29 protein-coding genes and 1 other RNA gene are annotated in these 26,841 nt (G+C 62.4%); 23 read left to right on the plus strand and 7 right to left on the minus strand.

The genetic code is table 11. The features are described from left to right. The 4 genes from BLW48_RS35590 to BLW48_RS00015 all read left to right on the plus strand — a co-directional run. On the plus strand, window positions 1-183 hold a 183-nt coding region (locus BLW48_RS35590), incomplete at its 5' end, for a hypothetical protein (RefSeq protein ID WP_218137484.1). Between the two features lie 13 nt (window positions 184-196). Continuing rightward, entirely contained in the window at window positions 197-787 is a 591-nt protein-coding gene (locus BLW48_RS00005) for a hypothetical protein (protein ID WP_143047703.1), read from the plus strand. A gap of 175 nt (window positions 788-962) precedes the next feature. After that, on the plus strand, window positions 963-1,451 hold the full coding sequence (locus BLW48_RS00010; protein WP_143047704.1) for a hypothetical protein: 489 nt from the start codon (window positions 963-965) through the stop codon (window positions 1,449-1,451). After that, window positions 1,451-1,831 carry a hypothetical protein gene (locus BLW48_RS00015; protein ID WP_093171922.1) on the plus strand — a complete coding sequence of 127 codons (381 nt, stop codon included), beginning with the start codon at window positions 1,451-1,453 and terminating at the stop codon, window positions 1,829-1,831. Before BLW48_RS00010 ends, BLW48_RS00015 begins: the two co-directional genes overlap by 1 nt. A gap of 916 nt (window positions 1,832-2,747) precedes the next feature. On the opposite strand, the gene BLW48_RS34870 is transcribed toward BLW48_RS00015, so the two are convergent. Continuing rightward, window positions 2,748-3,179 (minus strand): hypothetical protein, encoded by a 432-nt coding sequence (locus BLW48_RS34870; protein ID WP_143047705.1) that lies wholly within the window; start codon window positions 3,177-3,179, stop codon window positions 2,748-2,750. Next, window positions 3,179-3,628: a Panacea domain-containing protein gene (locus BLW48_RS00025; RefSeq protein WP_093171926.1), complete on the minus strand. Its 450-nt coding sequence runs from the start codon at window positions 3,626-3,628 to the stop codon at window positions 3,179-3,181. The genes BLW48_RS34870 and BLW48_RS00025 overlap by 1 nt, the downstream gene beginning before the upstream one ends. 360 nt (window positions 3,629-3,988) lie before the next feature. Between BLW48_RS00025 and BLW48_RS34875 the strand changes: the two genes are divergently transcribed. Then, the gene (locus BLW48_RS34875) at window positions 3,989-4,687 is read left to right on the plus strand and encodes a winged helix-turn-helix domain-containing protein (protein WP_143047706.1); all 699 of its coding nucleotides are present in this window, start codon (window positions 3,989-3,991) and stop codon (window positions 4,685-4,687) included. 333 nt (window positions 4,688-5,020) lie between these two features. On the opposite strand, the gene BLW48_RS00030 is transcribed toward BLW48_RS34875, so the two are convergent. Next, window positions 5,021-5,452, minus strand: a complete 432-nt coding sequence (locus BLW48_RS00030) for an Arc family DNA-binding protein (RefSeq protein ID WP_093171928.1) — start codon at window positions 5,450-5,452, stop codon at window positions 5,021-5,023. An 83-nt stretch (window positions 5,453-5,535) separates the two neighbouring features. Between BLW48_RS00030 and BLW48_RS00035 the strand changes: the two genes are divergently transcribed. The 3 genes from BLW48_RS00035 (at window position 5,536) to BLW48_RS00045 (ending at window position 7,733) form a co-directional block, all read left to right on the plus strand. Beyond that, a complete protein-coding gene (locus BLW48_RS00035; protein WP_143047707.1) occupies window positions 5,536-5,721 on the plus strand; it encodes an Arc family DNA-binding protein in 186 nt (61 codons plus the stop codon). 38 nt (window positions 5,722-5,759) lie between these two features. After that, on the plus strand, window positions 5,760-6,458 hold the full coding sequence (locus BLW48_RS00040) for a phage antirepressor KilAC domain-containing protein (RefSeq protein WP_143047708.1): 699 nt from the start codon (window positions 5,760-5,762) through the stop codon (window positions 6,456-6,458). A gap of 147 nt (window positions 6,459-6,605) precedes the next feature. Continuing rightward, the gene (locus BLW48_RS00045; protein WP_093171934.1) at window positions 6,606-7,733 is read left to right on the plus strand and encodes a site-specific integrase; all 1,128 of its coding nucleotides are present in this window, start codon (window positions 6,606-6,608) and stop codon (window positions 7,731-7,733) included. Window positions 7,734-7,825: 92 nt separating this feature from the next. Here the strand turns inward: BLW48_RS00045 and ssrA are convergent. The 4 genes from ssrA to ompA all read right to left on the minus strand — a co-directional run bounded on the left by ssrA (window position 7,826) and on the right by ompA (window position 10,401). After that, window positions 7,826-8,210: a transfer-messenger RNA gene (gene ssrA, locus BLW48_RS00050) on the minus strand. 12 nt (window positions 8,211-8,222) lie between these two features. Next, complete coding sequence (locus BLW48_RS00055; protein ID WP_177142243.1) at window positions 8,223-8,891, minus strand: HAD family hydrolase; 669 nt, start codon at window positions 8,889-8,891, stop codon at window positions 8,223-8,225. Next, window positions 8,888-9,622 carry a bifunctional 2-polyprenyl-6-hydroxyphenol methylase/3-demethylubiquinol 3-O-methyltransferase UbiG gene (gene ubiG, locus BLW48_RS00060; protein ID WP_093050125.1) on the minus strand — a complete coding sequence of 245 codons (735 nt, stop codon included), beginning with the start codon at window positions 9,620-9,622 and terminating at the stop codon, window positions 8,888-8,890. Before ubiG ends, BLW48_RS00055 begins: the two co-directional genes overlap by 4 nt. 128 nt (window positions 9,623-9,750) lie before the next feature. Further along, the gene (gene ompA, locus BLW48_RS00065) at window positions 9,751-10,401 is read right to left on the minus strand and encodes an outer membrane protein OmpA (RefSeq protein ID WP_093050122.1); all 651 of its coding nucleotides are present in this window, start codon (window positions 10,399-10,401) and stop codon (window positions 9,751-9,753) included. A gap of 224 nt (window positions 10,402-10,625) precedes the next feature. Here ompA and gyrA point away from each other — a divergent pair, with 224 nt between their 5' ends. The 15 genes from gyrA (at window position 10,626) to crcB (ending at window position 26,768) form a co-directional block, all read left to right on the plus strand. Beyond that, window positions 10,626-13,271, plus strand: a complete 2,646-nt coding sequence (gene gyrA / locus BLW48_RS00070) for a DNA gyrase subunit A (RefSeq protein ID WP_093050119.1) — start codon at window positions 10,626-10,628, stop codon at window positions 13,269-13,271. Further along, window positions 13,268-13,858 carry a DUF2059 domain-containing protein gene (locus BLW48_RS00075; protein ID WP_093171938.1) on the plus strand — a complete coding sequence of 197 codons (591 nt, stop codon included), beginning with the start codon at window positions 13,268-13,270 and terminating at the stop codon, window positions 13,856-13,858. The genes gyrA and BLW48_RS00075 overlap by 4 nt, the downstream gene beginning before the upstream one ends. 70 nt (window positions 13,859-13,928) lie before the next feature. Next, complete coding sequence (gene serC / locus BLW48_RS00080) at window positions 13,929-14,996, plus strand: 3-phosphoserine/phosphohydroxythreonine transaminase (protein ID WP_256330701.1); 1,068 nt, start codon at window positions 13,929-13,931, stop codon at window positions 14,994-14,996. A 24-nt stretch (window positions 14,997-15,020) separates the two neighbouring features. Next, entirely contained in the window at window positions 15,021-16,145 is a 1,125-nt protein-coding gene (gene pheA / locus BLW48_RS00085; RefSeq protein WP_093050110.1) for a prephenate dehydratase, read from the plus strand. 20 nt (window positions 16,146-16,165) lie between these two features. After that, the gene (locus BLW48_RS00090) at window positions 16,166-17,056 is read left to right on the plus strand and encodes a prephenate dehydrogenase (RefSeq protein ID WP_093050107.1); all 891 of its coding nucleotides are present in this window, start codon (window positions 16,166-16,168) and stop codon (window positions 17,054-17,056) included. A gap of 1 nt (window position 17,057) precedes the next feature. Further along, a complete protein-coding gene (locus BLW48_RS00095) occupies window positions 17,058-19,070 on the plus strand; it encodes a bifunctional 3-phosphoshikimate 1-carboxyvinyltransferase/cytidylate kinase (RefSeq protein ID WP_093171941.1) in 2,013 nt (670 codons plus the stop codon). Between the two features lie 215 nt (window positions 19,071-19,285). Next, window positions 19,286-20,974: a 30S ribosomal protein S1 gene (gene rpsA, locus BLW48_RS00100; RefSeq protein ID WP_007829366.1), complete on the plus strand. Its 1,689-nt coding sequence runs from the start codon at window positions 19,286-19,288 to the stop codon at window positions 20,972-20,974. Between the two features lie 78 nt (window positions 20,975-21,052). Beyond that, the gene (locus tag BLW48_RS00105) at window positions 21,053-21,382 is read left to right on the plus strand and encodes an integration host factor subunit beta (protein WP_093050102.1); all 330 of its coding nucleotides are present in this window, start codon (window positions 21,053-21,055) and stop codon (window positions 21,380-21,382) included. Window positions 21,383-21,428: 46 nt separating this feature from the next. Further along, window positions 21,429-21,764: a LapA family protein gene (locus tag BLW48_RS00110; RefSeq protein WP_093050099.1), complete on the plus strand. Its 336-nt coding sequence runs from the start codon at window positions 21,429-21,431 to the stop codon at window positions 21,762-21,764. Beyond that, the gene (lapB, locus tag BLW48_RS00115) at window positions 21,754-22,923 is read left to right on the plus strand and encodes a lipopolysaccharide assembly protein LapB (protein ID WP_093050096.1); all 1,170 of its coding nucleotides are present in this window, start codon (window positions 21,754-21,756) and stop codon (window positions 22,921-22,923) included. The genes BLW48_RS00110 and lapB overlap by 11 nt, the downstream gene beginning before the upstream one ends. Before the next feature lie 137 nt (window positions 22,924-23,060). Further along, window positions 23,061-23,381: a ComEA family DNA-binding protein gene (locus BLW48_RS00120; protein WP_093171943.1), complete on the plus strand. Its 321-nt coding sequence runs from the start codon at window positions 23,061-23,063 to the stop codon at window positions 23,379-23,381. A gap of 143 nt (window positions 23,382-23,524) precedes the next feature. Beyond that, a complete protein-coding gene (locus tag BLW48_RS00125) occupies window positions 23,525-24,493 on the plus strand; it encodes a TRAP transporter substrate-binding protein (protein WP_093050090.1) in 969 nt (322 codons plus the stop codon). Between the two features lie 3 nt (window positions 24,494-24,496). Further along, a complete protein-coding gene (locus BLW48_RS00130) occupies window positions 24,497-25,030 on the plus strand; it encodes a TRAP transporter small permease (protein ID WP_093075288.1) in 534 nt (177 codons plus the stop codon). A gap of 5 nt (window positions 25,031-25,035) precedes the next feature. Next, window positions 25,036-26,349, plus strand: coding sequence for a TRAP transporter large permease (locus tag BLW48_RS00135; RefSeq protein WP_093050084.1), 1,314 nt, complete (start codon window positions 25,036-25,038; stop codon window positions 26,347-26,349). Window positions 26,350-26,390: 41 nt separating this feature from the next. Continuing rightward, a complete protein-coding gene (gene crcB, locus BLW48_RS00140; protein WP_093075291.1) occupies window positions 26,391-26,768 on the plus strand; it encodes a fluoride efflux transporter CrcB in 378 nt (125 codons plus the stop codon). Window positions 26,769-26,841: the final 73 nt, after the last annotated feature.

Below are 26,841 nucleotides of genomic sequence, written 5' to 3' on the forward strand. Positions count from 1 at the left end.
AGCGGTTCTTCATGCACACCATCGCGGCGTGCATGGACCACCGATCCTGCACATCAGCCCTCAGCAAAAAAAGAGGGTGCTGAGACGACGCTTACGAAAAGCTTGAACACGGGCTTTTCTGTCGTGATGATGTTCTTAGGCAAGCGCTTGCCCACCTCCGCTATGCCTGAGCGCTACCAATAGAGGAGAAGAAGAGATGGATCGAAGAGGATGGTTGGTCGGAGCAATCATTGCTGGAGCAAGCGCGGCGGCATCGGCAGGCCCGTTTGGCTTGAACGAGGGCGACACGCTTGAGGCAGTCAGCAAACTAGCAAAGCTGAAGCCGATGGAGACAGCCGGCGTCTACAAGACTGAGCGTCTGCCCAACGGGCACCCCGACATCCACGACTATCGACTTGTCTTCGGACCCACCACAGGCCTCTGCCGAATCAATGCAGTGGGGCCAACTCGCCCCACCAATTCTTTCGGAGAGCAAGTTCGTACCGAATTCACCGAGTGGCAAGCAGCTCTGGCCTCCAAGTACGGCGCACCTGAGAAGCTCGACTTTCTTGATAACGGCAGCATATGGAACGAGCCCAGGGACTGGACCATGGCCCTGGCAAAAAAGGAGCGAACGCTAGCAGCTGTTTGGAAACTCGACAGAGCCCCAGTTGATGGGTTGTCAGTCGTTAGGCTGGAAGCCCACGCGTTTACCTCAGCGAACTACGCAATCAGGCTCGTATACGAGTTCAGCAATTTTGACGCCTGCAAGGCATCGCTGCTATCCAAGCGCAACGCCAATCTTTAGCCAATACAGAGCCCGCTTCGAGCGGGCTTTTTTTGGTCCTAGGACCAGCATCGGACTGGCACCTCGGCCAAGGCCCCTCGGGAAGTTTGAACACGGCTCCTTCGGTCGCGTCTCTTGCGCGCCCGACTCGCCTCTTTCGATATGCTCACTCCCTACGACACGAGGAGCCAGAGGAATGAGCCTACAGATTTCGAAAGCACAGAAGCGAGCGGCAGGACGGCGAAGCGTCATAGCCCGCATCGTTGTCGTAGCAGCCTTGGCAGCATCGAGCTGCATTGCATCGGCACAAATCCCCAACATCCTTCAAGCAGGGCAGATGGCAGAAAGCTGCTCGCTGATGCTCAAGGGCACCGGCGGCTCGGACCGACATGCTGATTGCGCGACTCGTATTGCAGCCTTCATAGCCGGCTGGCGGGCTGGCGTTCAACGAGGATTGGTGCACTCCACGGTCAAGATGCGCCCCAAGAATGGCGCGACAAACAAAGAGGAGGTAGTCGAAGTCCTGCGCTCGCTGGTCTATCCATCCACCTGCTTGGGCGACAGAGACCTGGACTCGATAATCAAAGGATTTATCGACTACGTCGCCGCCGTGCCTTCGCGGTCGAAGGAGGTCTACGGGGACGTGCTGGCTGCCTACTTCCTGGATGAACTCTGCGAGCACTGATGGATTACCTCGCCGAACTTCGACATCAAGGCTTCGACCAGGCGGATGACCAGCCTGATTCCGAGGGGCGCGTGGAGTTCAACTCCGACCTGTTCCGTGGAACGGCCAACGAGGTCACGGTCCAGGTGTATGCCATCGATCAAGAAGAGCTTGAACGCCAGGTCGTGCCAACGCTGGAGGCCGTGCTACCGCAGGTCGATGAGATGGTCGATGCACTCGGGGAGATCGACGCCGATCTGGCGCAAATCATCCTGTATCGCGGACGACTCGGCCTCCACTTCTGGTCGCGCGGCGTCAACAACGAGTTCACGGCCGTCTATGCGCGCTGCGATGATGGCTGGGTCTTCCAGGGATTTGGTGAGATCTTCGCCGACGACTAGCTTGCGACCTTCGCTGATCTTCAAACGCAAGCCGACAGAGCCCGCGCTGAACGGGCTCTTGTTTTTCCGCTACTGCATTCGAGCCGACGCGGACTGCTCTGCCGATGATTTCGAGGAATCCCGGTGTCTGGTGATGAACCGCGGCATCCGCTTGCGCCATAGCGGTGCTCGGGCTTCCGGATAGTTGAACTCCGCGAGCACTTCTCGCCCCTTCTGGGTAACCGAGAGTACCTGTGCGGCTGAGCTGCCCCCTGACAGGGTGAGCGGTTCAGATGGCGCTGGGACCAGCGCAACCACCAGTCCTGCAGCCCGAAGGATTCGGACCTGATCGATGTCTTCAGTCCGATAGAACGAGATGGGCAAGCGAGAAGTCGCTATCTGCCGCAACAAGTTCATGGTCATTTCAAGCCTCCTTTTCGGTTGACCAAAACCTCAACAGCGCTCAATTTAGACGCCGTCCACGAAGTTTTCAAGAGGCCGAGATAGCGAGCTGATCGCCACCGCCTCATCACAAAAAAGAGCCCGGCACACGGCCGGGCTGAGGGTTACAGCAAGGCGCCACGGTTGAACGCCGTGGCGTCAGGAATGTAGGGCTGCCTCGGCCCTGGCCATGTCAGACAAATTTGATTCTTGGCAACCAGCCTGAGGCAGGAATCGAACCGGCACACCTTTCGGTGGGGGATTTTGAGTCCTCTGCACTACTGCGAGGCAGATGGCAGCAGGGGAGCTTGAACACGGGCTTTTCGGTCGTGATTTTCCGCATCCGACAAGTCATCGAGCAGACCGTTACAGACTTCGGGCGATTTTCTCTTCGACGACTGAATAGCCCGAAGCAATCACTGGAAGAGCAGGACTCTTTGCGCAGTAATCACCAAAGCTTGACACAAGCCTTCATCGAGAAATATATGGGAGCACCCTACTTCTTTTTAGGATAGAGGGCGTGATTGGGATCGACCCAGATCACATAGAACACCGAATCCACGAGTATTCCGTGAATACGCCCATGTTCATTGGCAGAGAGTTGAAATTGCCAAGCCTCGCAATCCCTCAACTGTTCGTTAAGGTGCGTATATCCATTTGGTTCACTCGTTCCCGGCCAGTCATGAGTGTGAGCTCGCAATGCTTTGCTCTTGGTCGTACGGAACTCGGAAACCTTGAAGCCAGAAACGTCGCGCAACCTCTCCATTAGGGCGGGAAAGTACGCCGCGAGACCTTTGGCTTCCGGAGCACAGTATTTGTCCGAAAAGCTGAAATGTCGAAACGAAAAACGAATTAGATCGTCCGGAAGATTCTTCTGCTTGTGTATTTGAGTGCCGCTGATCTCAAGCGGCGCCTTCCCGATAGCCATCAGCGTGGTATCTGAGACTCGAAGAACTGCTGCATGCTCTCTGGTGAGATGAGAGCGCGGGACTCTTGGTCTGGCGCAAGCCCACCACGAGCCCATTGCCAAGGCGGCTCCATGTGCGTTCGCTGCTCTAGAGAGTAGCCGGTATCGCCACCATAAACGCGAAGCACCTCATCAACGATGAACTTGGCATCAGGATCAAGGTAGGGTGCCGTCGTAAGTTCAATGATTGGTTGCCACCGGTACTGCTTGTACGACCCATACACGCTGGGCACGACAGGGCCATGGACCCACGCCTCAAATCGATCCGGAAACAGGGGTTGCTTTCTCAAGGCTAAATGCCAACCCTGAATGTAATAAAGCAATTTTTGAAGTTTCAGGTTGCTAACGGGGTCTCCGGCATCCTGAAAGAAGCGGATGACGTAGCTGGCAACCGTAGCTGCAGAAGTCATTCGTGATGTCCTTTCATGACTGTAGATTTGCTCGGCTTGACAAGCGATCCACGGCAAAAATTATAACTACCAAGGGGCTGCTGGGCGATTGGATTTTTCTATCACAGAGCATCCAACATTGCATTTGAAACTACGTGTATCTCACCCAGAGCATAGGGAGAACTCGTCGGAACGCACCTCGCTGAAGCAAAAGCTCCGCAAGCTCTGCAAGCTTTTCGGCTGCTGGTCACCTCAACATTATCTGCATCGCTCTTCCCTGTTACTGATGGCAATATCACGGGTGTGATTGATAGGCAATGCGCCGGCGGAACTCGGGCCCTGCGCGTATGCGGACTGAGCCGACACTTTGCAAGGGGTGCGATGAGCAATGATGGTGATGTAGCCTTCGCCAAGGCAATTGAGAATGATATTGCGCAGGTAATGCAAGGCTTGGAGCAATTTTCCCCTCCTGTTTTTGGCGTCCACGGCTCCGATCTCGGTACTTGCGCACAAGCGATTGGCCGCGACAGCAATGCGAGTGCAGCACGATTCGCGATCATGATGAGTGATGTCGCACAGGGGAAGGAAATCGATGCTTCAGACCTCTCTCCGGAAATCGCTCAGTATCTGCCGCCTGGGCTACCGCCCAATAGCAAAGCTAAAGCTGGATTCATCTGCATGCTGTGTGTATTGGTGACTCTCGCCTCTTGCATTGATGCTCTCGAATTCCTTCGCAAAGGAAATAAGGAGGAGTGCATACGATCCTCTGCAGATGCGAACCGATGGATGGGATTTCTGCTCGGAATGCTCACGGGCTTTAACACCAACAACGCTTTGAAGGAAAGCGGCGTTGAGAACGTGCGCCGTGCGGCTGAAGGGAGGCGCTTGATCGGATCTGCGTCGCGCGAGAAGGTCCGCAGAGTCGCCTCGAGCTATCGACACCTTGCGAGAGAGGCTGCTGCATACCCTATCGCTGAAGCGGTCGGTCTCTCTCCAGGAACCGTTAGACGGTATCTGTCCGAACTCTTTCCAGGTGAGAAATGGGACGGATCAGCTGATACGTCGCAACGCGACGCTTGATGCCACACAACTCATCAAGCGTTCAGGCATTTCGAAGGATGCCTACCTAAATCACCATGCATCCATGTCTTCTCATGAGATGCAGTGCGGCCTCAGTCAATCGTCCGATGTCAACACCTACTGGGGTGATGACCCTCGCCTACACCCAGCTTCTGGGCCTATACCCCCACTAGGGATTTGCGGCCGAGCCGCTTGCCGCCAGCATGGCGACATGCAACCCAAGACATCAATCGACTGCGGCAATCGGAGCGCTCTGTACCTCAGGCAAACCTTGGTGAAGCGTTTCACCCTGACATTGCCGACGGGCGATTTGACCCAAGCCTGCACGAGCGCTTACGGCGCCTTGTTTTCTTGTGCGATCTCTGCTTCGAGCTTCTTGTATCGAGCGAGGTACGCTTCCATCTCAACTTTCAATCCACGGATCACTCGATCTGCTTGGGCGACCTCCGCCGCCAAGGAACTGATGTCCTCCGCGCCTTGGTTGTTTTTCTTGGCCGTAGCAAACCGCTCTTTCCGCACGGTCCGGATTTCCTCGATCGTCATCAATTGCGCCTCCATCTCGAAAAGTCGCCTGGAAAGCGATGCAAGCCGAGACAGGCTCTCCGAGTGCCGCGACGGGTTGAGGCTGCGCATTACTGAAACCTCAAGGTGGGCAACGATCTCCGCATTAAGGCTTCGTTTCGATTCCGCCGCCATTTTTTCAAGTTCGGCCCGCAGGTCTTGTGGCATGCGCAGCGGGTACGGCGGTTGTTGCTTCGGTTCCATCCCCCAATCATCGATTCTTTTTGATCCTTTTCAAAAGAATCTAGTTGACTCTATCTGAAGAGTCTTTCAGAATCTATCTCACCATGACAGCAAAGACCCAAGCCGCACCGACACCCGTCCGGTTGCCAGACGACTTGAAGGGGGATCTACAGGCAGCAGCCACACAGAACGACCGCAGCCTGAACGGCGAGATCGTTAACCGCCTGCGCTCAACCTTCAAGGGCAAGCGCGCCCATTCCTCCCCACCCGCTCTGAAAGGACAGCAGTGAGCAACATCGTGCCCATCGGCGCCAGCAGCGCCATCACCATGACCAGCCTCGAACTGGTCGAATTCATCAACAGCCAGCGTGGCGACGGTGAGGTCGAGTTGCGCCACGACCACTTCATGGCCAAGGTGCCAAAGGTGCTCGGCGAGGCAACTCCCAAATTTTTGGGAGCTGCCCAATACGCGAATGGCACCGGCGGCATGGTCTCTCGCAGCATATATCGCTTCCCCAAGCGCGAAGCGTGCTTGATGGCCATGAGCTACAGCTACGAGCTCCAAGCCAAGGTCTTCGACCGCATGAGCGAGTTGGAAACGGTGACTGCCGGCGGGCGCTTCTACATCCCGCAGACCATGCCGGATGCCCTGCGCCTCGCTGCCGATCTCGCTGACCAGAACAAGGTCCTGGTTGAACAGGTCGAGACCATGACGCCCAAGGTCGAGGCCCTCACTCGCATCGCCTTGGCCGATGGCTCGATGTGCATCCAGTCCGCGGCGAAGCACTTGCAGATTCAGCCGAAGAAGCTATTCCTCTGGCTGAGCGAGCACGAGTGGATCTACCGCCGCGCGGGCGGCACCGGCTGGCTGGGCTACCAGAGCCGTATCCAGTCGGGCCTGCTCGAGCACAAGGTGAACACGGTGTCCCGCAGCGATGGCAGCGAGAAGATGGTCGAGCAGTGCCGAATCACACCGCGCGGCCTTTCCAAGCTCGCCGAGTTGCTCAACGAGAAGGAGGCCGCATGAAGCGCTGGGAAGGACGTGACGCGCGTCACTCTCCCGCAAAGCGCAGCCGAAGCATCAAATTCAACTGCACCAGAAAAGGTGAAGCCGAAACGCTTGGACCCGTTTCGGCTTCGATGAAAACCCACCCCGTCAAGGACAGGACTTCACATGAACGAGGTTAGCACGCGCCCACAAGTCGGCGCAACCAGCGAGCAATCGCCCTCCCCCATCCGCCCGGCTGCACCCAGCCTGGAGGTCGTTGCGAGCGAGGAAGTCAGCCCATCCGCAATTGGCGCAGCCTTCTCAACGCTGGCGAACTTGCTACGCCAGGCCGCTCACACCGACGAGCCGCACGCTTACTCTGGAAACTCCGACCGGCTACTCAACGTTGCGGCAGACCTCGCCAGTGCGGCCTGCGACAACGTGCCCGAGCCGGAAGATGCCGAGCGACTGGGCTACGACATCGCAGCATTGGTCATCGCGTCGCGCAACGTGCGAGGCGACACATCGAGCGAGGAGCGCAACACCTGCATTGCGCAAGCGAAACCCTTGCTAGCGTGGCTCACTGAAGCGAGCGATGTATTGCAGGAGAAGGCGCCACAACTTCCCGCGAGCATCGATCCGTTGTGCGGGCACACGCCAGCGCAAGCTCGGCTGATCTTCGAACGCATCGCCTCCATGGCCGGGACAGCTCTCGAAGTCATGGTGGCAACAAACGAGGTGCACGGCCCTCAACTGATCGTTGAGTACATCGGTGTCAGAACGAGCGAGTTGATCGCGCTGACCTGGGCCGACATCGATCTACAAGCCGGGACTGTGCGCGTCCACAGGGCTGTCGTCGAGGGCGAGGAAAAAGGCACGAAGACGCGTGCCGGCGTGCGCACCATCCCGCTGCTTCTTGCCGCCCGCCAGGCGCTTGAGGATCAACGGCAACGCACTGAGAAAGTCGGTGGCCGGGTCTTCATGAACCCGCGCAACGACAAGGAATGGACGGACCAGTCGCTGCTGCGGCTGTGGCAGCGCACCTGCAAGAAGGCCATGGCCAGCTATCGCAATCCCTACCAGATGCGGCACACGTTCGCGAGCCAACTGCTGAGCCAGGGCGAGAACCCGGCGTACATCGCCAAGCTGCTCGGCCACAAGACGACGGAGATGGTGATCAGGAACTACGGCCGGTGGGTCGAGCAAGGCGCCACTCTGGGCTTCGACCGACCGCAGGTAAAGTACGGCCGGGAGCATCTGCCTGGTCTGCCGGAGGTCGGCGACGCGAGCGATTCAGGTGCGAATCGCGTGTGAGAAGTGTGTGAATCCCGAGACGGTGAGTGACGGTCCGAGACGGAGAGCCTTTTCGTAAGTCCTTGATTTAATTGGACTTGGCTCTAGAAATTTGGTGGAGCTGGGGGGATTTGAACCCCCGTCCGCAAGCCTTCATCGCGCAGTTCTACATGTTTAGTGATCTGATTTAAGTCTCGCTTCCGGAGTCGCGCAGTCACACGCTAAACCGGACGCCAGCACCCTATTTTCTCGCCCCGACCCAAGGTACCCGGATCGGAGCCAGCCCATGTAATTATCCTTGCAGCCGGGAGGTCAGGATTGCTCCAGACCCCCTTGCCCAGCCCATCGGCCAACTGTTGCAAGGCTCACTGGCAATTAAGCAGCGAGTGCGAAACGTTCGTCGTTTGCAGTTAGTTTGTTTGAATCTGTTTTACGAGCGCATTCAGCTCGACATGCCCCGCTGCGACTCCGAACCCACGTCGAAACCAGTGCAGCCCCAAGCGACTCATTTTAGGCGCTATTGAGTAACTTCAAGAGCTCAAGGGGCGAAGAGATTGAAGCATCGGCCTGCCAGAGCTCCGAATCGGCTTGTGTCCCCATGTAGCCGTAGGTGGCTGCGACCGTGCGCATGCCTGCAGCGCGGCCCGCGATGATGTCGCGCTCGTCGTCGCCGACGTAGATGCATGCCCGCGATGCCACGCCAAGCCGGCGCGCAGCTTCATGCAAGGGCTCGGGATGCGGCTTGGCAAACGGCGTGGTGTCGCCGCTCACAACCGCGCCCGCACTCGCGAAAAGCGGAATGGCGCGCGTCAGCGGATCGGTGAAGCGCATCGACTTGTTGGTGACGACACCCCACAAGAGGCCGCGCTCGCGCAGCGCCTCGATGAGCACTTGGACGCCATCGAACACCTGCGTGTTGAGCAGCATGCGGCGCTCGTAGGTCACGAAGAACTCTTCGCGCAGCTCAGGAAACTCCGGCGATTCCGGCGTGATGCCGAACGCCACGCCGAGCATGCCGCGCGCGCCCGCACCAGCCATGGGACGGTAACGCTCCAGCGGGTACGAATCGAGGCCGCGCTCAGTGCGCATCTTGTCGGCTGCGGCGCCCAGATCGGGCGCGCTGTCGATCAGCGTGCCGTCGAGGTCGAACAGCACGGCTTTCGTCTCGATGCCCATCATCCTTGCGATTCCGACTTCAGTTCGGCCGGCTTCTGCGTGGCGAACATATAGTTGACGCTGGTGTCGCCGCTGAGCCAATAGCGCCGGGTCAGGGGGTTGTGCTCCATGCCGCGGGTGTGCCGCAGGTCCAGACCCGCTGCGCGGCAGTATCCAGCCAACTCGCTGGGCCGGATCAGCTTTGCATATTCATGAGTCCCACGCGGCAGCATGCCGAGGACATACTCGGCGCCCACGATCGCCAGCATGAAGGACTTCAAGCTGCGGTTGATCGTCGAGAAGAACACCCAGCCACCCGGCTTGACCAGCGTAGCGCAGGCCTGGATCACCGAGGCCGGCTGCGGCACATGCTCGAGCATCTCCATGCAGGTGACGACGTCGAAGCTGCCCGGCTGCTCGGCAGCCAGCGCCTCTGCGCTGATCTCACGGTACTTCACGCCGCGGGTGCCGGCCTCGAGCGCATGCAGTTGCGCAACCTTGAGCGCCTTGCCCGCGAGGTCGATACCCAGCACGTCGGCCCCCTTGCGCGCCATCGAATCGGCCAGGATGCCGCCGCCGCAGCCGATATCGAGCACGCGGCGCTGCGAAATAGGTGCAATACCGTCAATCCATTCCAAGCGCAATGGATTGATTTCATGCAGCGGGCGGAATTCGCTTTCCAAATCCCACCATCGATGCGCGAGCTCTGAAAACTTGGCCAGTTCGGCCGGATCCGCATTCACGTTTTCTGTCATACAGCGATTATGAAACGAGCAATGTCCGATAAACACCGCGCGGGCTTTGCCAAAGATCAATCACGAATTCGACAGCCATAAAAAAACCCCGCCGAGGCGGGGTTTTCATGATCGATGGAATCGATTGATTAGTTGGCGCGGGTGCCGACCACTTCGATTTCCACGCGACGGTTCTTGGCGCGGCCTTCCTTGGTGCGGTTGTCAGCCACAGGCTGCTTCTCGCCCTTGCCTTCGGTGTAGACGCGGTTGCGTTCGATGCCCTTCGAGACCAGGAAGGCCTTGACGGCTTCGGCGCGACGCACCGACAGACGCTGGTTGTAGGCGTCCGTACCGATCGAGTCGGTGTGGCCCACAGCGATGATGACTTCGAGGTTGACGCCACGGATCTTCTCGACCAGATCGGTCAGCTTGGCGCGACCTTCAGGCTTCAGAACCGACTTGTCGAAGTCGAAGAATGCGTCGGCAGCGAAGGTCACCTTGTTGGCAGCGACTTGCGGGGCAGCCGGGGCAGCCGGGGCAGCAGCAGCCGGAGCAGCAGCAGCCGGAGCAGCAGGAACCAGAGCACCGTCGCAACCAGCGGCAGCCGTAGCCGGCGTCCAGTTGGCATCGCGCCAGCACAGTTCATTCGTGCCGTTCTTCCAGACCAGTTCGCCGGTGCCGTTTTGCCAGTTGTCGATCGTAGGACCGCCGTCCGCAGCGGTGACACGGGTCTGCGCGCCGGCGGCAGTGGCGAGCGCAGCGACTGCAAACATCATCGCCACTTTATTCAGTTTCTTCATGGTTCTCCTCTTGGGGAAAAAGCCGCAGCCGCGCTGCGAATCAAGGACGCTTTAAGTGACCACCACCCAAAACGTTGAGGCGATTGTGCCATAGGGTCTTTGGCAAACAGGCCGCTGGACGGCCCCGAAGCGTAGGACGGAGGCGGAATAGGCACCTTGTGTTGCGGCGGTGCGACACCCCTCACAGCGTAAAATTTCGCCTTCCTGCCGCCAGCCCCTCGCTCATGACCTCCTTCGCAAAAGAAACCCTGCCCATCAGTCTCGAAGAGGAAATGCGCAGCAGCTATCTCGACTACGCCATGAGCGTGATCGTGGGCCGAGCGCTTCCCGATGCCCGCGACGGTCTCAAGCCTGTGCACCGCCGCGTGCTGTACGCGATGCACGAGCTCAACAACGACTGGAACCGGCCATACAAGAAGTCGGCCCGTATCGTTGGCGACGTGATCGGTAAGTACCACCCGCACGGAGACCAGTCGGTCTACGACACCATCGTGCGCCTGGCCCAGGACTTCTCGATGCGCCATATGCTGGTCGACGGCCAGGGCAACTTCGGGTCGGTCGATGGAGACAACGCGGCCGCAATGCGGTATACGGAAATCCGGCTGGCCAAAATTGCGCACGAAATGCTGGCCGATATCGACAAGGAAACTGTCGACTTTCAGGACAATTACGACGGCTCCGAAAAAGAGCCGAAAGTGCTGCCGAGCCAGCTGCCGAATTTGCTGGTCAATGGCTCCGGCGGTATTGCGGTCGGCATGGCCACCAATATTCCGCCGCACAACCTGAATGAGGTTGTCGACGCCTGCCTGCACCTGCTGCGCAACCCCGAAGCCAGCATCGACGAGTTGATGGAAATCGTGCCCGCGCCCGACTTTCCCACCGCCGGCATCATCTATGGCATCAACGGCGTGAAGGACGGCTACCGCACCGGCCGCGGCAAGGTCGTGATGCGCGCCAAGTGCCACTTCGAGGACATCGACCGCGGCCAGCGCCAGGCGATCATCGTCGACGAGCTCCCCTACCAGGTCAACAAGAAGACGCTGCAGGAGCGCATGGCCGAGCTGGTGCACGAGAAGAAGATCGAAGGCATCAGCCACATCCAGGACGAGTCCGACAAGTCGGGCATGCGCCTGGTGATCGAGCTCAAGCGCGGCGAAGTGCCCGAGGTGGTGCTCAACAACCTCTACAAGCAGACGCAGCTGCAGGACACCTTCGGCATCAACATGGTGGCGCTGGTCGATGGCCAGCCCAAGCTGTGCAACCTGAAGGATCTGATCCAGGTCTTCCTGCAGCACCGCCGCGAAGTGGTCACGCGCCGCACCGTCTTCACGCTGCGCAAGGCCCGCGAACGCGGCCATGTGCTCGAAGGCCTCGCGGTGGCGCTGGCCAACATCGACGAGTTCATCCGCATCATCCGCGAATCGCCGACACCGCCCGTCGCCAAGGCCGAGCTGATGACCCGCAGCTGGGACAGCAAACTGGTGCGCGAAATGCTCACGCGCACGCGCGCCGACGGCGGTGTGATCAACGCCGACGACTACCGCCCCGAAGGCCTCGAGCGCAATTTCGGCATGGGCGGCGACGGCCTCTATCGCCTGTCGGAAACGCAAGCCCAGGAAATCCTGCAGATGCGCCTGCAGCGCCTGACCGGCCTCGAGCAGGACAAGATCGTGGCCGAGTACAAGGACGTGATGGCCGAGATCGACGATCTGCTCGACATCCTGGCCAAGCCCGAGCGCGTCTCCACCATCATTGGCGACGAGCTCGGCACCATCAAGCAGGAGTTCGGCCAGTCGAAGGTCGGCGCGCGCCGCAGCCTGGTGGAGCACAGCGCCTACGACCTCTCGACCGAAGACCTGATCACGCCGACCGACATGGTGGTGACGCTCTCGCACAGCGGCTACATCAAGAGCCAGCCGCTGGGCGAATACCGCGCGCAGAAACGCGGCGGCCGCGGCAAGCAGGCCACCGCCACCAAGGACGACGACTGGATCGACCAGCTCTTCATCGCCAACACGCACGACTACATCCTGTGCTTCTCCAACCGCGGCCGGCTGTACTGGCTCAAGGTGTGGGAAGTGCCGGCGGGTTCGCGTGGCTCGCGCGGGCGCCCCATCGTCAACATGTTCCCGCTGCAGGAAGGCGAAAAGATCAACGTCGCGCTCGCGCTGACGGGTGAAAAGCGCAACTTCCCGGCCGACCAGTACGTGTTCATGGCGACCTCTATGGGCACGGTCAAGAAGACGGCGCTCGACGAGTTCAACAACCCGCGCAAGGGCGGCATCATTGCCGTGAACCTCGATGAGGGCGACTACCTGATCGGCGCGGCACTGACCGACGGCAAGCACGACGTCATGCTCTTCAGCGACGGCGGCAAGGCCGTGCGCTTCGACGAGGAAGACGTCCGCCCGCTTGGCCGCAATGCCCGCGGCGTGCGCGGCATGTCGCTCGACCCCGGACAGGGCGTGATTGCCATGCTGGTTGCCGAAGATGAGCAGCAAAGCGTGCTCACGGCCACGGAAAATGGTTACGGAAAGCGAACAAGCATTACGGAATACACCCGCCACGGCCGGGGAACCAAAGGCATGATCGCCATTCAACAGAGTGAGCGCAACGGCAAGGTCGTTGCTGCCACTCTCGTGCATGCGGATGATGAGATCATGCTCATCACCGACAAGGGCGTGCTGGTGCGCACCCGGGTTGCCGAAATTCGTGAACTTGGTCGCGCAACGCAAGGCGTTACGCTGATCGGACTCGACGAAGGCGCCAAACTCAGCGGGCTACAACGTATCGTCGAAAACGACGCGAACGGCGAAAGCGAGCCTGACGCGGACGATACTTCCTCATCTTCAACGGAGAATCCTCAGTGAAAAAAATCAAACTCGCACTTCTGACGGTCGCCCTGGCAAGCAGTTCGATGGCCGCCATGGCCCAGGACAAGGCCACGCTCATCAAGCAGTTCATCGACATCCAGCGCCCCGGCATCGAATCGCTGGCACGCGGCCTGGTCGAGCAATCGAGCGCTCCGATCGCGCAAGCGGGTTCGCAATACCTGCAGACGCAAGTGCCTGAAGCCAAGCGCGAAGCTGCCGCCAAGGCTGCCGACGCCGAGCTGAAGAAATACTTCGACGAAACCTACCCCATCGTTCGCGACAAGGCCGTTCAACTGGCCCCGGGCGCCCTCACCCCGCTGATGGAGCAGAACTTCAACGAAGACGAACTCAAGCAGCTGCTGGCCTGGATCAACTCGCCCCTGAGCAAGAAGTACCAGGACCTGAACCCGAAGATGCAGACCGCACTGACGGAAAAGCTCGTGGCCGACACGCGCACCACGGTCGAACCCAAGATGCGCGCGCTCGACACCGCAGTCGCCAAGGCACTCGGCGCACCGACCGATGGCGCCGCCCAAAGCTCCGCTCCCGCCAAGGCACCTGCCAAGGCCCCAGCCAAGAAGTAAAAGCAACGTGACCCAGCAGCAGACGCCGGCCGGCAAGCGCCCCTACAACTTCTCGGCCGGTCCGGCTGCCATGCCGGAGGCGGTGCTTCAACGCGCCGCCGCCGAAATGCTCGACTGGCAGGGCAGCGGCATGAGCGTGATGGAAATGAGCCATCGCGGCAAGGAATTCGGTGCGATCTGCACCCAGGCCGAAGCCGACATCCGCACGCTGCTGGCCATTCCCTCGAACTTCCAGGTCCTGTTCATGCAGGGCGGCGGACTGGGCGAGAACGCCATCGTGCCGTTGAACCTGTCGCGCGGCAAAACCGCCGACTTCGTCATCACCGGCAGCTGGAGCATCAAGTCGCACAAGGAAGCGCAGCGCTACTGCACAGCGCGCGTTGTCGCGAGCAATGCCGACGACCAGCACACGAAGCTGCCCGACCCTGCGACCTGGCAGCTCTCCAAGGATGCCTCGTACGTGCACGTGTGCTCGAACGAGACCATCAACGGCATCGAGTTCCAGCAGTTGCCCGATCTGGCCGCGCTCGGCAGCAACGCCTCGCTGGTCATCGATTTCTCCTCGCACGTCGCCTCGCGCAGCGTCGACTGGAGCCGCGTGGGCCTCGCCTTCGGCGGCGCGCAAAAGAACCTCGGCCCTGCCGGCCTGACCATCGTGGTCGTGCGCGACGACCTGCTGGGCCACGCGCTCGAGATCTGCCCGAGCGCGTTCAACTACAAGACCGTGGCCGACAACCACTCCATGTACAACACCCCGCCGACCTGGGGCATCTACATGGCGGGGCTCACGTTCCAATGGCTGTTGCAGCAGACCGAAGGCGCGCACACCGGCGTGGCCGCCATGGAGCAGCGCAACATCGCGAAGGCGAAGCTGCTGTACGACTTCATCGACAGCTCCGACTTCTACGCCAACCGCATCGACCCGGGCTGCCGCTCGCGCATGAACGTGCCGTTCTTCCTGGCCGACGAAGGCCGCAACGAGGCTTTCCTGGTCGGCGCGCGCGAAGCCGGGCTGCTGCAGCTCAAGGGCCATAAGTCGGTCGGCGGCATGCGCGCGAGCATTTACAACGCCATGCCGCTGGCAGGGGTGCAGGCACTTGTGGCCTACATGCGAGAATTCGAGCGATCGCATGCCTAGGCGCATGCCCAGCTGCTCGCACCGATGACCGCCTCCGCACCCACACCGCCCTCTTCTCCCTCCGACAACTCCGAAAGCCTGGCCGATCTGCGCGTGCAGATCGACTCGCTCGACCAGCGACTGCTCAGCCTGCTCAACGAGCGGGCCCATGTGGCCGAGCTGGTCGGCGAGGTCAAGAAGCGCGAGGGCACCCCGTTCTTCCGCCCCGACCGCGTGGCGCAGGTCATCGACAAGATGCAGAAGAGCAATGGCGGTCCGCTCAAGGACCTCCACGTGGCGGCCATCTGGCGCGAGATCATGTCGGCCTGCCTGGCGCTCGAATCGCCGCAACGCGTGGCCGTGCTTGGCCCCGAAGGCACCTTCTGCGAGCAAGCCGCCATCGAATACTTCGGCGGCGCCGCCGACCTGATCTATTGCGCCAGCTTCGACGAGGTGTTCCACGCCACCGCCGCTGGCAGCGCCCAGTACGGCGTGGTCGGCGTCGAGAACTCGACCGAAGGCGTAGTCACTCGCTCGCTCGACCTGTTCCTGCACTCGCCCACCCATGTCGTCGGCGAAGTCAGCCTGCTGGTACGTCATCACCTCCTGCGCAGCAGCAATTCGCTCGAAGGCGTGGAGGCCGTGCTGGCCCATCCGCAGGCGCTGGCACAGTGCCAGACTTGGCTGTCCAAGCACTTGCCGAACGCCGAGCGCCGTGCCGTATCGAGCAATGCCGAAGGCGCACGCCTCGCGGCCACCAACCCGGCCTGGGCCGCATTGGCCGGCGAACGCGCCGCCACCCGCTTCGGCCTGCACATCGTGGCGCACGCCATCCAGGACGACTCGTACAACCGCACCCGCTTCTCGGTGATCTGCCTGCCGCAGACGCTGGCCATGCCGCCAGCCTCGGGCCGCGACTGCACGAGCCTGATCGTCTCGGTGCCAAACCGGCCCGGCGCGGTGCACGACCTGCTGGTGCCGCTGAAGGCCAACAACGTATCGATGACCCGCTTCGAGTCGCGCCCCGCTCGCACCGGCCAGTGGGAGTACTACTTCTACATCGACCTCGACGGCCATCCCTCGCAGCCGAACGTGGCCGCGGCGCTGGCCGAGCTGCGCGGTCTCTGCGCGTTCTACAAGGTGCTGGGCGCCTACCCCGTCAAGGCCTGAGCGGCAGGCAGCCCCACAACATGTTCGAACAACTGGGACTGATCGGCTGCGGCCTGATGGGCGGCTCTTTCGCGCTCGCACTCAAGCGCGCGAAGCTGGTGAAACGCGTGGTCGGCTACAGCAAGTCGCCCTCCACCACCGAGCGGGCTCGCCAGCTTGGCGTGATCGACGTGGTAGCGCCTTCGGCGCTGCTGGCGGTGTCGGGCTCCGACATCGTGCTGCTGGCGGTGCCGGTGGCCGCATCGGAAGCCACATTCAAGGCCATCCGCCACGGCATCTCGAACGAGACGCTGGTGATGGACGTCGGCTCGACCAAGGGCGACGTGATCGAAGCCGCGCGCAACGGCCTGCAGCGCCAGTTCGCGAACTTCGTGCCGGCACACCCGATCGCCGGCAAGGAGCTCTCGGGTATCGAGCACGCAGAGGCTTCGCTGTTCACCGGCCGGCAGGTCGTGCTGACGCCCGTGAAGACCACGCTGCGCTCGAACGTGCAGCGGGCCTCGCAGGTGTGGAGCGGCATCGGCGCGCACGTCGTCACCATGACGCACGAAGAGCACGACGCCGCTTTTGCCGCCGTGAGCCACCTGCCGCACCTGCTGGCCTTCGCGTACACCAACGCCATCGCCAGCCAGCCGCAGGGCGACCGCTTCCTGAGCCTCGGGGGACCGGGCTTTCGCGATTTCTCGCGCATCGCCGCGAGCGACCCGGTCATGTGGCGCGACGTGCTGCTGGCCAACCGCGAACAGGTGCTGCAACAGTCGCAGGCCTTCCGCAAGGCGCTGGACGATCTCGAAGCGCTGATGGCTGCGGGCGACCTGCAGGCGCTGGAGCAATCCATTGCCGCCGCCAGCAAGGCCCGCGCGGCCTGGAAACCGGCCACCGACACCTCGTCGCAGCAGCAGGACAACTGAGATGTTCTCGACGACCTTCCTCGATCTCCCGCCCCTCGCGGGCGCGGCCGGTACGGTCCGGCTGCCGGGCTCCAAGAGCATCTCCAACCGCGTGCTGCTGCTCGCCGCGCTCGCGAGCGGCACCACCACCATCCACGACCTGCTCGATTCGGACGACACGCGCGTGATGCTCGACGCCCTGCGCGCGCTCGGCTGCGGCATCGACCCGGACGGAAACACACTGCGCATCACCGGCCTCGGCGGCCAGCTGAAGCCCAGCGAAACGCTGCTGCCGCTGTTCCTCGGCAACGCCGGCACCGCGATGCGCCCGCTCACCGCGGCGCTGTCGCTGCTGGGCGGCGAGTTCGAGCTGAGCGGCGTTCCGCGCATGCACGAGCGCCCCATCGGCGATCTCGTCGACGCGCTGACCCAGCTCGGCTGCCGCATCGACTACCTCGGCAATCCCGGCTATCCACCGCTGCGCATCCATCCGGTGCCCCACGGTGATTTGGCGCTCGACGCGCCGATCCGCGTGCGCGGCGACGTGTCGAGCCAGTTCCTCACCGCCCTGCTGCTGGCGTTGCCGCTCGCGGCGGCCGGCGACATCGTGATCGAAGTGGTCGGCGAGCTGATCTCCAAGCCGTACATCGAGATCACGCTGAACCTGCTCGCGCGCTTCGGCATCCAGGTGCGGCGCGACGGCTGGGAGCGCTTCACCATTCCGGCGGGCAGCAGCTACAGCTCGCCCGGCGATATCCACGTCGAGGCCGATGCATCATCTGCTAGCTATTTCATAGCATTGGGCGCTATAGCGACGGGTGTTTCCGGCAAGGACGGCATCCGAATCGAAGGCGTGGGCGCCGATTCGATCCAGGGCGACATCCGCTTCATCGACGCCGCCCGCCAGATGGGCGCGCAGGTCGACAGCGGTCCGAACTGGCTCGAAGTGCGCCGCGGCGCCTGGCCGCTCAAGGCCATCGACCTCGACGCCAACCACATTCCCGACGCCGCGATGACGCTGGCTGTGATGGCGCTGTACGCCGACGGTCCGAGCACGCTGCGCAACATCGCGAGCTGGCGCGTGAAGGAAACCGACCGCATCGACGCCATGGCCAACGAGCTGAAGAAGCTCGGCGCCGCCGTCGAGGCCGGCCCCGACTTCATCCGCGTGCACCCGCTGGCGCAGGCCGGCTGGTGCCCGGCGAGCATCCACACCTACGACGACCACCGCGTGGCCATGTGCTTCTCGCTCGCGGCATTCAACCCGGCGGGGGTGCCGGTGCGCATTCTCGATCCGCACTGCGTCGCCAAGACCTTTCCCGATTACTTCGAGACCCTGTTCTCGGTGGCAGAGGCCGCCGAGGTGCCGGTGATCTGCATCGACGGCCCGACCGCTTCCGGCAAGGGCACGCTCGCGGCCGAAGTAGCGCGCCTGCTCGGCTACCACTACCTCGATTCGGGCTCCCTCTACCGCGTGACCGGCCTGGCCATGCGCCGTGCAGGCCTGAGCGCTGACGCCCAGCACGAAACGCAGATCGCTGCACTCGCGGCCGCCCTGCCCCTGCAGTTCACCGAAGGAAAGGTGCTGCTGGCCGGCGAAGACGTCAGCGACGACATCCGCACCGAAGCCGCCGGCATGGACGCCTCCCGCGTCTCCACGCTGCCAGCCGTGCGCGAGGCGCTGCTGGCCCTGCAGCAGCGCTTTCGCCAGCTGCCCGGCCTGGTGGCCGACGGGCGCGACATGGGCACCGTGATCTTCCCCGACGCGACGCTCAAGGTCTTCCTCACGGCCAGCGCCGCCCAGCGCGCCGAGCGGCGGCATAAGCAGTTGATTTCAAAGGGTATTTCGACTACACTCGACAGTCTTCGCTCCGACTTGGAAGCACGTGATGCCCGGGACTCCTCCCGCAGTGTCGCCCCTCTGAAGCCGGCGCAGGACGCTCGCCACCTCGACAACTCCCAGCTGTCCATTGAGCAATCGATCGATCAGGTCTTGGACTGGTGGCAACAAGTACAGCCTTTCAAGCCCGCTTGAAAAGCTGGCGCCCGACGGAATATCCCGAAATATTCATAAGGCGCATACCGCTCCAGCAGGCTCCTTCCGCGCGACAGCGCACCGGCCTGCTGGTTGTTCAACCAACCCGGGTTTATATCCAAAAAGCCCACAAAACCGCCGTCTACAGACCCACAGCAGCCGCACGCAATTTCGCAAGAGCGCCTGCCAACCCTGCCTGACGGAAGGAACCATAAATGTCTGAATCTTTTGCCGACCTATTCGAAGAGTCCCTGAAGCGTTCCGAAATGCGCACCGGCGAGGTCATCACGGCCGAAGTCGTGCGTGTCGAACACAACCACGTCGTCGTCAACGCCGGTCTGAAGTCCGAAGCGTATGTGCCGATCGAAGAGTTCAAGAACGACAAGGGCGAACTCGAAGTTCAGGCCGGCGATTTCGTTTCCGTTGCCATCGGCAGCGTTGAAAACGGCTACGGCGACACCATCCTCTCGCGCGACACCGCCAAGCGTCTGGCTTCGTGGCTCGCCCTCGAGAAGGCACTGGAATCGGGCGACTTCGTCACCGGCACCACCAGCGGCAAGGTCAAGGGCGGCCTCACGGTCCTGGTCAACGGCATCCGCGCGTTCCTGCCGGGCTCGCTGATCGACACGCGTCCGATCAAGGACCTGACCCCGTACGAGAACAAGACCCTCGAATTCAAGGTCATCAAGCTCGACCGCAAGCGCAACAACGTCGTGCTGTCGCGCCGTGCCGTGGTCGAAGCCAGCATGGGCGAAGAACGCGCCAAGCTGATGGAAACGCTGAAGGAAGGCGCAGTCGTGCGCGGCGTGGTCAAGAACATCACCGAATACGGTGCGTTCGTGGACCTCGGCGGCATCGACGGCCTGCTGCACATCACCGACATGGCATGGCGCCGTGTTCGCCACCCGAGCGAAGTCGTTCAGGCCGGCCAGGAAATCACCGCCAAGATTCTCAAGTTCGACACCGAAAAGAACCGTGTCTCGCTGGGTCTCAAGCAAATGGGTGACGACCCGTGGATGGGCGTTTCGCGCCGCTACCCGCAATCGACCCGCCTGTTCGGCAAGGTCACCAACATTGCCGACTACGGCGCGTTCGTCGAACTCGAACCCGGCATCGAAGGCCTGGTGCACGTCTCCGAAATGGACTGGACCAACAAGAACATCGCTCCGAACAAGATCGTCTCGCTGGGCGACGAAGTCGAAGTCATGGTCCTGGAAATCGACGAAGACAAGCGCCGTATCAGCCTGGGCATGAAGCAGTGCAAGGCCAACCCGTGGCAAGAGTTCGCGCAAAACACCAAGCGCGGCGACCGCGTCAAGGGCCCGATCAAGTCGATCACCGACTTCGGCGTGTTCGTGGGTCTGGCTGCCGGCATCGACGGCCTGGTTCACCTCTCGGACCTCTCGTGGAACGAAGCCGGCGAAACCGCCGTTCGCAACTACAAGAAGGGCCAGGAAGTCGAAGCGATCGTGCTGGCTGTGGACGTCGACCGTGAGCGCATCAGCCTCGGTATCAAGCAGCTCGACAGCGACCCGTTCACCACGTTCACCACCGTGAACGACAAGGGCCAGATCGTGACCGGCAAGGTCAAGACCGTGGACGCCCGCGGCGCTGAAATCGACCTCGGCGAAGACATCATCGGCTACCTCCGTGCTTCGGAAATCTCGCGCGACCGCGTCGAAGATGCCCGCAACGTGCTGAAGGAAGGCGACGAAGTCACCGCCATCGTCGTGAATGTGGATCGCAAGACCCGCAACATCCAGCTGTCGATCAAGCAGAAGGACATGGTCGACGAACAAGGCGCCATGGCCAGCCTGAGCCAGCAGTCGGCACGCGAAAACGCGGGCACGACCAGCCTGGGCGCCCTGCTGCGCGCCAAGCTCGACAACAACGACAGCAAGTAAGCTGAGTCGGAAGACAGAGCAGGCCCTGGGGCCGCTCTGTCTTTTTTTTCGTCCACGTTTTTCGTTTATGTTCGGCCTATGACCCGCTCAGACCTCGTCGAAGAACTCGCAGCGCGCTTTGCACAGCTCACGCACCGCGATGCCGAATACGCCGTCAAGACCATCCTCGATGCCATGAGCGACGCGCTGGTGCGCGGACACCGCATCGAGATCCGTGGCTTCGGCAGCTTCTCGGTCAACCGTCGTCCGCCGCGCATCGGCCGCAACCCGCGTTCGGGCGAGAGCGTGCAGATTCCCGAGAAGCGGGTGCCGCACTTCAAGCCCGGCAAGGCGCTGCGCGAAGCCGTCGATGCACGCACCGCGGAGCTCGACGCCGGCGGCAAGGAAGCCAAGGGCCGCAAGGCCTGACGCACGTGGATGCAAACGTAGAATGCTCCCGGCAACGGGAACGGCTATGAAATACCTCCTGTGGCTGCTCAAGGCAGCCATTTTTTTTACGCTCTTCGCTTTCGCGCTGAACAACCAGCACGACGCGACCGTCTATTTCTTCTTCGGCACCTACTGGCGTGCGCCGCTGGTGCTCGTCGTGCTCGCGGCCTTTGCCGGCGGGCTCGTGGTGGGTGCACTGGGCATGCTGCCGGGCTGGTGGAAGCACCGCACCGCCGCGGCGCAAGTGCCTGCCGCTGCCGAAACCCAGGCTTCCGCGCCATCGACCGCCACAACCGCGCCCGCAGCGGCTCCGACCATCTCCGCCACCGACCTCCCCGCCGTACGTCAACATGGACTTTGATCCCAGCTGGCTGCTGATCAGCTTGCCCGTCGCCTTCGTGCTGGGCTGGCTCGCATCGCGCTTCGACATCCGGCAACTCAAGCTCGAGAACCGCCAGGCCCCAAAGGCCTACTTTCGCGGCCTCAACTTCCTGCTCAACGAGCAGCAGGACCAGGCCATCGACGCCTTCATCGAAGCCGTTCAGAACGACCCCGACACGCAAGAGCTTCATTTCGCACTCGGCAATCTCTTCCGCCGTCGCGGCGAGTACCAGCGCGCAGTGCGCGTGCACGAGCACCTGCTGGGCCGCGGCGACCTGAGCCGCAGCGACCGCGAACGCGCACAGCACGCACTGGCGCAAGACTTCCTGCGCGCCGGCCTGCTCGATCGCGCCGAAGCCGCGCTGCAGAAGCTCGAAGGCACGCGCTACGAGAACGAGGCGCGGCTGTCGCTGCTGGCCATCTACGAGCGCTCGCGCGAATGGGCACAGGCCGCCGACGTGGCGCAGAAGCTCGACGAATCAGACCAGGCCAGCTACAGCACGCGCCGCGCGCATCACCTCTGCGAGCAGGCGACCGAACGCGTTGCGGCGGGCGACCTGCCCGGCGCCGCAAAGCTGCTCGCGCAGGCCGTCGAACTCGCGCCGCAGGCACCGCGCCCCGCCATCGACACAGCCAACCTGCAGTTGCGCAACGGCGAGGCGGCCGCGGCCTTCGACACGCTCGTGGCCCTTAGCGAGACCGCACCGCTGGCGCTGCCGCTCTACGCAGCCGCGCTGCAGCAGGCTGCCGTGGCCGCGCACCGCGAAGGCGAAGCGCTCGCGCTGCTGCAACGCCGCTATGTGGAGTCGCCGTCGATCGACGTGCTCGAGGCGCTGATGGCGCTCGGCGGCACACCGACCGCCACCGCAGAAGAACCCAACCCCACGCCGCGCGACGGCTACATCGCGCATCTTGCACAGCAGCCCTCGCTGGTCGCGGCCTCGCGCTGGCTCGCGGGCGAACACTTCGAGCACCAGCAGTTTCATCCGCAGGTGCAGCGCGCGCTCGACCAGGCCACCCGGCCGCTCATGCGCTACCGCTGCGCAGCCTGCGGTTTCGAGGCGCACCAGTACTTCTGGCACTGCCCTGGCTGCCAGGCCTGGGACAGCTATCCGCCGCGCCGCGTCGAAGAGCTCTGATCACATTTCTGAACAATGGTCACGTAGAAGCCGGCACGGCTTTTACGCGTCAACGCCCTTCTTTCCCTCCTCGTTGAGCCTGGGCCGACGCTTCTGTCGGCTGTCACTCATCAACAAAAAAGAGGGAGTTTTTCATCATGTTCAAGAAGATCCTGGCCACCACGGCCTTGCTGTTCGCGGCCGTTTCGTTCGCCGCCGTCGACGTCAACAAAGGCACCGAGGCCGACCTCGATGGCGTCAAGGGCGTTGGCCCGTCGATGTCCAAGCGCATTCTCGAAGCACGCAAGGAAGGCGAGTTCAAGGACTGGCCCGACCTCATGCAGCGCGTCAAGGGCGTGAAGGAGAAGAAGGCGGCCAAGCTGTCGGCCGAGGGCCTGACGGTCAATGGCAAGAGCTTCGGTGGCGCGGCGCCATCCGCATCGAAGGAAGCGAAAGCTCCCAAGGCCGCCAAGCCCTGATTCCGCTCCGGTAGAAATATGCAAAGCCGCCTTCGGGCGGCTTTTTCATGCGCGCCATGGCAGGGAAATGCCTCAGGAAGTGGTCCGGAATTTGCACGTAAGCTTCCTTTCGTTTTGCTTTCAATCCATTCCGGAGCGCGTACATGAATCACAAGTTCGGCATTGCCCTCGCGGGCCTCACCCTCGGCGCCGCAGCCTTCGCGCAGACCAAGTGGGACCTCCCCACGGCCTACCCCGCCACCAACTACCACACGGAAAACATCACGCAGTTCGCGAAGGACGTCGACGCCGCCACGGGCGGCAAGGTGAAGATCACGGTGCATGCCAACGCCTCGCTGTTCAAGGCACCCGAGATCAAGCGCGCCGTGCAGAGCGGCCAGGCGCAAGCCGGCGAGATCCTGCTGGCCAACTACGCGAACGAGAACCCGATCTACGCGCTCGACGGCGTGCCCTTCCTCGCCACCACCTACCCCGAGGCAAGGAAGCTCTACGACGCATCGAAGCCCGCCATGGACAAGTTGCTCGCGGCCCAGGGCATCAAGGTGCTGTTCATGGTGCCGTGGGCGCCGCAGGGCATCTACACAAAGAAGGAAATCGGCTCGGTGGCCGACCTGCGCGGCATCAAGTGGCGCGCCTACAGCCCGGCCACCGCCAAGATCGCCGAACTCATCGGCGCGCAGCCCGTGCAGATCCAGCAGGCCGAACTCAGCGCGGCCATGGCCACGGGCGTGATCGAGAGCTACATGAGCTCGGGCTCCACCGGCTACGACACCAAGACCTACGAGCACATCAAGAACTTCTACGACACGCAGGCCTGGATTCCGAAGAACGCGATCCTCGTGAACGCCAAGGCCTTCGACGCGCTCGACGCCACCACCAAGGCCGCCGTCACCAAGGCCGCAGCCGATGCCGAGGTGCGCGGCTGGAAGGTCGCGCAGGAGAAGAACGACGAATACAAGCGCCTGCTCGCCGAGCGCGGCATGAAGGTGCACAAGCCCTCGCCCAAGCTCGACGCCGACATGCGTCAGGTCGGCGGCATCATGCAGACCGACTGGCTCAAGGCAGCCGGGGCCGATGGCGCCGCCATCGTCGACGCTTATAAAAAGAAGTAAGCCGTGCGCCGCTTCCTCGACCGCCTGTACGACGGTGCAGGCGCGCTCGGCGCGTTCTGCGTGTTCCTGATCTTCGTGCTGATGATCCTGGCCGGCGTGGGCCGGCAGATGAACTGGCACGTGAGCGGGCTCAACGACGTGGTGGCCTGGCTGTGCGCCGCCGCCGCGTTCTTCGCGATGGCGCATGCATTCCGTCACGGCGATTTCGTGCGCGTGACGCTGCTGCTCGAAGCCGTGCCGCCGAAAGTGCGGCGCATCCTCGACGTGACATGCCTGCTGATCGCGTCGGTGTCCGTGGCCTACCTGACCTACTGGGCCACCAGCTTCACCTACGAGAGCTACGAATTCGCCGAGATGGCGACCGGCCTCGTCGTCATTCCGATCTGGATTCCGCAATCGACCTTCGTCATCGGCTGCTGGCTGCTGCTGATTGCCATGGTCGACGAGCTGGTGGGCGTGGTGCGCGGCGAGAAGCCCAGCTACCAGCGCGCCATCGAAGAGCGGCATGCTGCCGGCGATTTCTCCTCCGACGTCTGACGCCCATGCTTGAAACCCTGCTCATGGGCGCGCTGCTGCTCGCCATCATGCTGCTTCTGCTCGCGGGCGGCGTCTGGATCGCGATGACTCTGGCCATCGTCGGCTGGGTCGGCCAGGCCTTCTTCACCAACACGCTGCCGGGCAAGAACCTGTTCTCGGCCTTCTGGGAAAGTAACGCCAGCTGGGAGCTCGCGGCGCTGCCGCTGTTCATCTGGATGGGCGAGATCCTCTTCAGAACCAAGCTGAGCGAGGAGATGTTCGAGGGCCTGCGCCCCTGGCTCAACCGCGTGCCCGGCCGGTTGATGCACACCACCATCCTCGGCTGCGGCGTGTTCGGATCGGTCTCGGGCTCGTCGGCGGCCACCTGCGCGACCATCGCCAAGGTGGCGCTGCCCGAGCTCAAGCGCCGCGGCTACAACGAGAAGCTGGCCATCGGCTCGCTCGCCACCGCGGGCACGCTGGGCATCCTGATCCCGCCGTCGATCACGATGGTGGTGTACGCCGTGGCCGCCGACGCGTCGATCATCCGCATCTTCCTGGCAGGCTTTCTTCCGGGCTTTCTGCTGATGCTGCTGTTCTCGGGCTACATCGGCTGGTGGAGCCTGCGCAATCCCGACCAGGTGCCGCCGGCCGATCCGCCGACCACTTTCATGGAGAAGATCCGGCTCTCGGGCAACCTGATTCCCTGCGCGCTGCTGATCGTCTTCATCGTCTGGGTGCTGGTGGCGGGCTGGGCCACGGCCACCGAGTGCGCGGCCTTCGGCGTGCTGGGCTCGCTGGCCATCGCGGCCTGGGGCCGCAGCCTGACCTGGAAGAACTTCAAGGACGGCATCATGGGCGCCACCCGCACCAGCTGCATGATCATGTTCATCCTGGCTGGTGCCGCCTTCCTCACCAAGACCATGGCCTTCACCGGCATTCCGCGCGAGCTGGCCGAGTGGGTCGACAGCATGCACCTGTCGCCCTATGCACTGATCGGCGCGCTGGTCGTCGTGTACCTGGTGCTGGGCACGGCGCTCGACGGCATCTCGATGATCGTGCTGACCAGCGCGGTGGTGCTGCCGATGATCCAGAAGGCGGGCTTCGACCTGATCTGGTTCGGCATCTTCATCGTGCTGCTGGTCGAGATCGCCGAGGTCACGCCGCCGGTGGGCTTCAACCTCTTCGTGCTGCAGAACATGACCGGGAAAGACAGCAACGTGATCGCCAAGGCTGCCATTCCGTTCTTCTTCTGCCTGGTGCTGTGCATCGTGCTGATCACGCTGTTCCCGAGCATCGTGACGATCCTGCCCGATGTGGTGATGGGCAAGGAGAAGTAGAAAGAGCAAGGCCGTCCGGCAGCTTGCGGATAATCGCCGGCATGCTGCTGAACGTCCTCGTCATCTGCCTCGCCGCGTGTGTCGGCGCCCTCATGCGCTGGGGCTTTGCCCTGTGGCTCAACCCCGGCGGCATCCTGCCCTGGGGCACGCTGGCGGTGAACCTCATCGGCGGCTACCTGATCGGCGTGGCCATCGGTGTGTTCAGCGGCCTGCCGGACATCAACCCCGCGTGGCGGCTCATGGTCATCACCGGCTTCCTGGGCACGCTCACCACCTTCTCCAGCTTCTCCGCGGAAGTGGTCGGCATGCTCATGGGCGGCAGGCTCGGCCTCGCGATGGGCACGATCGCGTTGCACCTTGGCGGTTCGCTGTGCATGACCTGGCTCGGGTTGCGCACGGTGCAGGCTTTCTCCTCCTGAATCGAGCGAAAAACTGCCTTATGTCTTGCGGTTATAGATAGGGCCTTCCATAGGGTCGGTCGATAGAATTGCC

The organism is Variovorax sp. YR266 (genome assembly GCF_900107295.1).
Taxonomy (GTDB): Bacteria; Pseudomonadota; Gammaproteobacteria; order Burkholderiales; family Burkholderiaceae_C; genus Variovorax.

What these genes read in the sequence shown, in the direction of transcription:
- BLW48_RS00005 (WP_143047703.1), top strand. Translation starts at nt 197, where the DNA reads ATGGATCGAAGAGGATGGTTGGTCGGAGCAATCATTGCTGGAGCAAGC.
- BLW48_RS00010 (WP_143047704.1), top strand. Translation starts at nt 963, where the DNA reads ATGAGCCTACAGATTTCGAAAGCACAGAAGCGAGCGGCAGGACGGCGA.
- BLW48_RS00015 (WP_093171922.1), top strand. Translation starts at nt 1,451, where the DNA reads ATGGATTACCTCGCCGAACTTCGACATCAAGGCTTCGACCAGGCGGAT.
- BLW48_RS34870 (WP_143047705.1), bottom strand. Translation starts at nt 3,179, where the DNA reads ATGGCTATCGGGAAGGCGCCGCTTGAGATCAGCGGCACTCAAATACAC.
- BLW48_RS00025 (WP_093171926.1), bottom strand. Translation starts at nt 3,628, where the DNA reads ATGACTTCTGCAGCTACGGTTGCCAGCTACGTCATCCGCTTCTTTCAG.
- BLW48_RS34875 (WP_143047706.1), top strand. Translation starts at nt 3,989, where the DNA reads ATGAGCAATGATGGTGATGTAGCCTTCGCCAAGGCAATTGAGAATGAT.
- BLW48_RS00030 (WP_093171928.1), bottom strand. Translation starts at nt 5,452, where the DNA reads ATGGAACCGAAGCAACAACCGCCGTACCCGCTGCGCATGCCACAAGAC.
- BLW48_RS00035 (WP_143047707.1), top strand. Translation starts at nt 5,536, where the DNA reads ATGACAGCAAAGACCCAAGCCGCACCGACACCCGTCCGGTTGCCAGAC.
- BLW48_RS00040 (WP_143047708.1), top strand. Translation starts at nt 5,760, where the DNA reads ATGACCAGCCTCGAACTGGTCGAATTCATCAACAGCCAGCGTGGCGAC.
- BLW48_RS00045 (WP_093171934.1), top strand. Translation starts at nt 6,606, where the DNA reads ATGAACGAGGTTAGCACGCGCCCACAAGTCGGCGCAACCAGCGAGCAA.
- BLW48_RS00055 (WP_177142243.1), bottom strand. Translation starts at nt 8,891, where the DNA reads ATGATGGGCATCGAGACGAAAGCCGTGCTGTTCGACCTCGACGGCACG.
- ubiG (WP_093050125.1), bottom strand. Translation starts at nt 9,622, where the DNA reads ATGACAGAAAACGTGAATGCGGATCCGGCCGAACTGGCCAAGTTTTCA.
- ompA (WP_093050122.1), bottom strand. Translation starts at nt 10,401, where the DNA reads ATGAAGAAACTGAATAAAGTGGCGATGATGTTTGCAGTCGCTGCGCTC.
- gyrA (WP_093050119.1), top strand. Translation starts at nt 10,626, where the DNA reads ATGACCTCCTTCGCAAAAGAAACCCTGCCCATCAGTCTCGAAGAGGAA.
- serC (WP_256330701.1), top strand. Translation starts at nt 13,929, where the DNA reads ATGCCGGAGGCGGTGCTTCAACGCGCCGCCGCCGAAATGCTCGACTGG.
- pheA (WP_093050110.1), top strand. Translation starts at nt 15,021, where the DNA reads ATGACCGCCTCCGCACCCACACCGCCCTCTTCTCCCTCCGACAACTCC.
- BLW48_RS00090 (WP_093050107.1), top strand. Translation starts at nt 16,166, where the DNA reads ATGTTCGAACAACTGGGACTGATCGGCTGCGGCCTGATGGGCGGCTCT.
- BLW48_RS00095 (WP_093171941.1), top strand. Translation starts at nt 17,058, where the DNA reads ATGTTCTCGACGACCTTCCTCGATCTCCCGCCCCTCGCGGGCGCGGCC.
- rpsA (WP_007829366.1), top strand. Translation starts at nt 19,286, where the DNA reads ATGTCTGAATCTTTTGCCGACCTATTCGAAGAGTCCCTGAAGCGTTCC.
- BLW48_RS00105 (WP_093050102.1), top strand. Translation starts at nt 21,053, where the DNA reads ATGACCCGCTCAGACCTCGTCGAAGAACTCGCAGCGCGCTTTGCACAG.
- BLW48_RS00110 (WP_093050099.1), top strand. Translation starts at nt 21,429, where the DNA reads ATGAAATACCTCCTGTGGCTGCTCAAGGCAGCCATTTTTTTTACGCTC.
- lapB (WP_093050096.1), top strand. Translation starts at nt 21,754, where the DNA reads ATGGACTTTGATCCCAGCTGGCTGCTGATCAGCTTGCCCGTCGCCTTC.
- BLW48_RS00120 (WP_093171943.1), top strand. Translation starts at nt 23,061, where the DNA reads ATGTTCAAGAAGATCCTGGCCACCACGGCCTTGCTGTTCGCGGCCGTT.
- BLW48_RS00125 (WP_093050090.1), top strand. Translation starts at nt 23,525, where the DNA reads ATGAATCACAAGTTCGGCATTGCCCTCGCGGGCCTCACCCTCGGCGCC.
- BLW48_RS00135 (WP_093050084.1), top strand. Translation starts at nt 25,036, where the DNA reads ATGCTTGAAACCCTGCTCATGGGCGCGCTGCTGCTCGCCATCATGCTG.
- crcB (WP_093075291.1), top strand. Translation starts at nt 26,391, where the DNA reads ATGCTGCTGAACGTCCTCGTCATCTGCCTCGCCGCGTGTGTCGGCGCC.